Genomic DNA, 5,352 nt, shown 5'->3' with positions numbered 1-5,352 from the left:
CGCATGTGGCCCACTTGCTCCTTGCTCGCTCCGAGCAGGTCGACCCTGCCGGGGTGGTTTATTAGCCATCGGAGTGTGATGCGGAACGTGTGGGCATCGTTAAAAGGGTTTCCCCACTTCCCCGGCCTGCCGACATAGACCACGCCCGGCGGCATTCGGTAGCCCTTGGTTCGGCGGCGTTGGTGGCGGGTTGGGGTCATTGCTGCCGCTACCTGCTTCTGCTGTGCCGCCAATCTCGCAAGACTGGCGGGCTGCTTTTGGGGGCCGTGGGTCATTGCTTCGCCCCTGCCATTGCCTGCTCGACCAGCCACAACGCACCGTCGCTGAGCGATGCGAAATTGAATCGGTCAGCGTGCATGACGACCTTTTGCCTCCACGCCTCACGCTCGATTTTCGGCGTCACGGGATACGCCACAAACGGCCCTCCGAAGCCTCTGCGACCACGAATGGATAGGTCTGGGTTCAGCGTGCGGTGCCCGCAAATGATGCGGCCAGAGGGAGTCACGCGGTCAACCGTGTGTATTTCCCATTGCCCATAGACGTTAAACGCCAGTTTGTCGCCGGGCTTGTAGTTGTCGGTGTCGCTCATTGCTTCGCCTCTTTGCACTGATCCAGCATCACTTGGACCGCAGCCCGAACCGCTGGCCAGTCGTCAGCCTCAAACGACAGACGACCGCCCTCCGCTCGGCTGTTGCACTGGCTCACGCAAACGAACTCGCCGCCGCCCTCATCCTCGATTTCGACAATCGTAGTGCGTTCGTCGAAGATTGCGCCGCCGAGTGGGGTGACTGCGACCTTGATGGTTCGGGTTTCGTAGACTGGGCTGCTCATTGCTTCGCCCCCCCATCACGAATCCGGCGTGCCTCTCGCAACACATCGGCCAGCTCTCTGCTCCCGTCGTCCCTGACGCCAGCGTCATACAACCTGTCCGCCACAAACTGGGCAAACTCTTTCAGCGGGTTGACCGGATCGGACAGCTTCACATGCCCACAAGCACGCTCCCAGTAATGGTCCGCAAATGTTTTCTTGTCACTCACTCTTCAATCCTCACTTTGCTCTTAGGAACTCGATAAACCCATTTGTCAGTAGCGATCACCAGCACGCTTTCGTCGCTCGCCTCCGGCCATAACTCGCCCTCGCCGTCCTGTGTGGTTTCGTGCGGGGTGTAGGGCCGGTTGTCGTCGTTTGGGGCGATCTTGCAGCGGGTGCCGGCGGGGATGATGTAGCGGGTCATTTATCCAGCCTCTGCCACAAGGTCGTACCGCTCGTCCTGCATCAACTGCCGCGCGTTCTTAATCCAATCAATGCCCGTGTCGTGTGTCGTCAGTCGCACCGGATCGACCTGGATGATCCCGCTCGTCTTGTTCCACACGCTCCCGTGAAAAATGCCGAACACCGGACGAGCAACCCCCATTTCATTTAGCCGCGGTCGCATCACTGACGCCCGCTCCATGAACCGGCTTGTGTATGCGTTCGTTGGCTTCTTGGGCTTGTATTCAATGACCTGGAACATCTGACGCTGGAACGACACTTCGTCGTCGATCAACCACCACACCACGAAGTCCGGCGCGTAGTTTCCGACGATCAACTCCTTCGGTTCATAGGTGAACCCACCGCCTGGCTTGGACGCTGGCCCGGCTTCCAGGTACTTGGCGAACATCGCCTCCGACTTCGACTTGTATTTGACGCCCTTGTATTCCGTGGGCACTGCTTCGATCTTTGCCATCCCTAGACGTACTCCGGTAAATCACTGTGGAAGTTCGGGTGCTCCTGAATCGTGAGCTCTCGGAACTCGCACCGGTCGGGTTCAAACTGCATCTCAATCACACCGCGGGGGCCTTGCCGGTTCTTCTCGACGATGAACTGGGTATCACTTCCGTCGCGGTCGCGATGGAGGAACCAAACCCCGTCCGCGTCTTGCTCGATCGCCCCCGATTCCCGCAGGTGCGACAGCTTGGGAGCTTCGCCCTCGCCTTGCCGGTTGAGTTGTGCGAGCGACAGAATTGGGATGTCCACTTCGATCGCCAGCGTCTTGATCTCGTTGCTGATTTCCGTCACCTGCTCAGTCCGCGTTGACCGTCGATCCCGCGGCGTGATCAGTTGCATGTAATCAATCACCAGCAGGTCCAGGCCCATCGTCGCCTTGACCGATCGGGCATAGCCCCCGATCTGGGCAACCGTCGCCTTCCGTGCCGGCTTCACCATCAGCTTCGTATCGGTATGCTGCGCGGCATAGTCTCGGATCCGCTGCGAATCGTGCTGGGTGTGGTTCCCGGTTCGCTGGTCGATCAACGAAACGCCGATCTGCCCCGCGGCGATCCGCTGGGCAAGCTGCAACTCCTTCATTTCCAAACTCAGCACCAGGACCGTCTTGCCCTCCGCGGCCGAGTTCATCGCAATCTGCATCCCCATCGCCGTTTTGCCGATCGACGTTCTGGCCGCCAGCACGATCGAGTCGCCGCGGAATAGCCCGCCCGTGCTCTCGTCAACCGACACGAACCCGGTGGAGATTCCCGCAATCGTCCCGTTGGCCCGGTCGTTGTCCAGTTGGTCCGCGAGGTTGTTCATCATCTGAGACAGCGACACAACGTCGTCACGCCCTTTCGCGGCTACCCCGAGCGTCTTGGCGTCAACCCGTGCGATCAGGTCCGACGGTGCCGCTGCCGGATCGTCAGCCGCCTGTGAAAGCTCTTCCGCGATCGCTTTGAGGTTTCGCAGCAGGTGCAGCCGGTTGACTTCTTCGGCGTGGTAGACGGCACTCGATGACGTTGGCACCGTTCGGATCAGGTTAGCCAATCCACGGATCCCGCCGAGCTCGTCAAGGATGCCGGCCTTTCGGAACTCTGGAACCAGGACCGTGATGTCGTTCACCGGCAGCCGCGCGGCGAACCGATCAGCCACCAGGTCGAACGCCTGACCCAGCGTCATGTCGAGAAATTCGGACCCGGTGGTGATCTCGCACACCCGCGGCAGAACCGAGGGGTCAATCACGACCGCGGCGAAAAGTGATCTTTCGAGCTCGTTGGCGAGCGTTGCCATCTGCTTGGTCATGCCACGCCCTCCCGCTCTGCCTTTCGCTTGGCTTCGCGTTCGGCTCGCTGCTTCCGAGCTCTGGCCGCAAGATCCGTTTTCGGGGGCTCATGCTTGGCACCTGCCGAGAATCCGTTGGACTCCCACGTCCGCACCGCGGCTTTCCAGTCCTTGATCGGCTTGCCCTTGCCCTGGACCCACCCGTTCGTGTCGTAGTGGTTCATGAACCGCACGGGGTCGATCGAGTTCTTTCGCTCGGCGCAGTACGTCTGGACCTCTTCCAGGGTCGGGCGTGCTTTCTTCGCTTTAGGTTTCGCGGGCGCGCCCCTCTCTATACTCTTCTCTATACTCTTCTCTGGTAACGCAGGTGTAACGGTGTCGGCGTTACAGTTCTTGCGGTGTGACTCTACCCGCTTTCGCGTTAAAGCCCGTGTTTTAGCGGTCTTTCCGTTGTGTCGCTCGAAGTTGGGTAGCAGTAGTTCACCATTCTCTTCTTGCAACCAACCGCAGTCAGACATCGCATCTGCGAACCCTGAAACGCCAGCGAGACGATCTAGTAACAAACGTGTAACGCAGCCAGCGTTACCATCGACGGTCTGTTGGTCTGCCCAGATCCAGATACGGACGAGCTTGCCGGTGACGGCATCGGGATCGATCTCAAGCCTCTCCGCCATGCGGAAGACTTCCGGCTTGTCCGGTGTCGTGTTCTCGATCTTGATCCAATCACCTGCCATCGTCGCACACTCCATTCAATCCACTTGAATAGGGGCGACAATCAAAAGAGTCGCGCCCGTGTGCAACCACCTCCGACACCAACCAACGGCGGCATAAAAGATGCACGGGCGCGACGCCAAGTATGATAACAAGGCTGCGTGCCAGGATGTTGGTTGATAATGTCAGGATGTGGTTGCGAGTCCGGTTGTAGCCTGTTTCTCCCGATTGCGGACCCTCTTTTTTCGCTGCCGGGAAAGTTTTTTTCTGCATCACTGAACCACCCTCCGCCGCTCATCGTCGAGACGTTCGTGCATCACACGCTCCGCCATCGTTCGCCGCCCATACTCCGCCAGCAACACCGCGTCTGCCGTCCGGTGTGTCCACTTGTGCGCCGGGAACAACTCCTGCGCCCTCGCCTTCGTGACGTTCTTGTCGCCCTTGCTGCGGCACCTCATCACCTGCTGCCACTTGGCAGGCGTGACGGTTTCGAACGCGATCTGGTGGGCGACGAGAAGCCCACGCAGGAACCCGTAAGACATTCCGAATTTGAACGATGACGCAACGCCCTGTTTCGGCATCGAGTGGACTTGTTCCAGCGTCGCGAAACACCGGTCCTCGTTGTCCGGCTCGAACTGAATCAGCCAGTCGCTGATGTCCCTTTCGGTCCAGTCGTTTCGTGCGTGCGTGATCTCGTTGCCGTTGATCGCCACAATCGCACCGCTCGCCCCTGGGTCCACTCCTAGATAGATCACTTGCTTTCCCTCTTCATTGTTCGCACCCTTTGCTTCACCCGATCACACAACGCCTTCCCGCTCACCGCCACCAGGTCCATGACCGTCACGTCGCCACGGTCATACAACTTCGCCAGTTTCGTAATCGCCGCACTGTCGCACTTGCTCGCACAACCGCCGCCGCTGTCGTCGATGATCTTGCGGATCTTGGCTCTTGCTTTGCTCATTGATACGCCTCTACGATTCGTCGTCCGATGTACTCTGCGACCTGTGGCACGACTGCGTTGCCGAGTCCTCTAAGTCGGTCCACCCGAGCGGGAACCCCATTAGCCACTCGACCCACGTCGGGTTCAGTTGCCCAGTAGCCTCTTCCATGACCTGTGCTTTCAGGTTTCCATTCAAAATGTCGTGCTTCCATGATTTGCTGCCGATCGGGCCGCTGCCCTTCCATGCACAAGCAGTCGGCGTCCCCCAAAGTCTTGCGGTTGATGTCAAGGACAGCCCGCCTTGTGCGTTTACCCCCGTCGGTATCTCCGTCGCTTTTGCGGTAGGCCACAATGAAAACTCGCTTTCTGGCATGTGGCGCGCCCATGTCGAACGCTTGTAGCTGAGTCCACTCCGCATCAAGCCCGAGCGAGGCCAGCGTCCCGAGAACCTCTCCCATTCCTCTAGTAAGCAACGCTGCGACGTTCTCCAGGACAACGATTCTTGGTCCCATCTCGCGAACGATTTGGGCAAGCTCGAAGAACAGTCCCGACCGCTCTCCCGCGAGTCCTGCCCCTTTTCCGGCATAGCTGATGTCTTGGCAGGGGAACCCTCCCGCGATGACATCGACCCGTTCGGTATCGGGCTGCGGCCAGGTCCGCACGTCGTCGTG

General features: G+C 59.5%; 11 protein-coding genes. All 11 read right to left on the bottom strand.

Going from position 1 to position 5,352, the window contains the following annotated elements; translation table 11 throughout:
• Positions 1 to 200 (bottom strand): DUF4326 domain-containing protein (locus tag ABX749_RS20380; protein ID WP_372897591.1); only part of this gene is annotated, 200 nt, incomplete at its 3' end.
• A gap of 71 nt (positions 201 to 271) precedes the next feature.
• Entirely contained in the window at positions 272 to 589 is a 318-nt protein-coding gene (locus ABX749_RS20375; protein ID WP_372897590.1) for a hypothetical protein, read from the bottom strand.
• Positions 586 to 831, bottom strand: a complete 246-nt coding sequence (locus ABX749_RS20370) for a hypothetical protein (protein WP_372897589.1) — start codon at positions 829 to 831, stop codon at positions 586 to 588. Before ABX749_RS20370 ends, ABX749_RS20375 begins: the two co-directional genes overlap by 4 nt.
• Entirely contained in the window at positions 828 to 1,037 is a 210-nt protein-coding gene (locus ABX749_RS20365; protein ID WP_372897588.1) for a hypothetical protein, read from the bottom strand. The genes ABX749_RS20370 and ABX749_RS20365 overlap by 4 nt, the downstream gene beginning before the upstream one ends.
• Positions 1,034 to 1,234: a hypothetical protein gene (locus ABX749_RS20360; protein WP_372897587.1), complete on the bottom strand. Its 201-nt coding sequence runs from the start codon at positions 1,232 to 1,234 to the stop codon at positions 1,034 to 1,036. Before ABX749_RS20360 ends, ABX749_RS20365 begins: the two co-directional genes overlap by 4 nt.
• Positions 1,235 to 1,726, bottom strand: coding sequence for a hypothetical protein (locus ABX749_RS20355; protein ID WP_372897586.1), 492 nt, complete (start codon positions 1,724 to 1,726; stop codon positions 1,235 to 1,237).
• A 2-nt stretch (positions 1,727 to 1,728) separates the two neighbouring features.
• Positions 1,729 to 3,051 (bottom strand): replicative DNA helicase, encoded by a 1,323-nt coding sequence (locus ABX749_RS20350; protein WP_372897585.1) that lies wholly within the window; start codon positions 3,049 to 3,051, stop codon positions 1,729 to 1,731.
• On the bottom strand, positions 3,048 to 3,764 hold the full coding sequence (locus ABX749_RS20345; RefSeq protein ID WP_372897584.1) for a hypothetical protein: 717 nt from the start codon (positions 3,762 to 3,764) through the stop codon (positions 3,048 to 3,050). The genes ABX749_RS20350 and ABX749_RS20345 overlap by 4 nt, the downstream gene beginning before the upstream one ends.
• A gap of 249 nt (positions 3,765 to 4,013) precedes the next feature.
• Positions 4,014 to 4,496, bottom strand: a complete 483-nt coding sequence (locus ABX749_RS20340; RefSeq protein WP_372897583.1) for a hypothetical protein — start codon at positions 4,494 to 4,496, stop codon at positions 4,014 to 4,016.
• Positions 4,493 to 4,702 carry a hypothetical protein gene (locus ABX749_RS20335; RefSeq protein ID WP_372897582.1) on the bottom strand — a complete coding sequence of 70 codons (210 nt, stop codon included), beginning with the start codon at positions 4,700 to 4,702 and terminating at the stop codon, positions 4,493 to 4,495. The genes ABX749_RS20340 and ABX749_RS20335 overlap by 4 nt, the downstream gene beginning before the upstream one ends.
• Positions 4,699 to 5,352 (bottom strand): DNA cytosine methyltransferase (locus tag ABX749_RS20330; protein WP_372897581.1); only part of this gene is annotated, 654 nt, incomplete at its 5' end. The genes ABX749_RS20335 and ABX749_RS20330, both read right to left, overlap by 4 nt.

Source organism: Stieleria sp., from assembly GCF_041595215.1.
Lineage (GTDB): Bacteria > Planctomycetota > Planctomycetia > Pirellulales > Pirellulaceae > Stieleria > Stieleria magnilauensis.
Note: the sequence above shows the minus strand (reverse complement) of the source record. Positions and strands in the feature narration are given on the sequence as shown.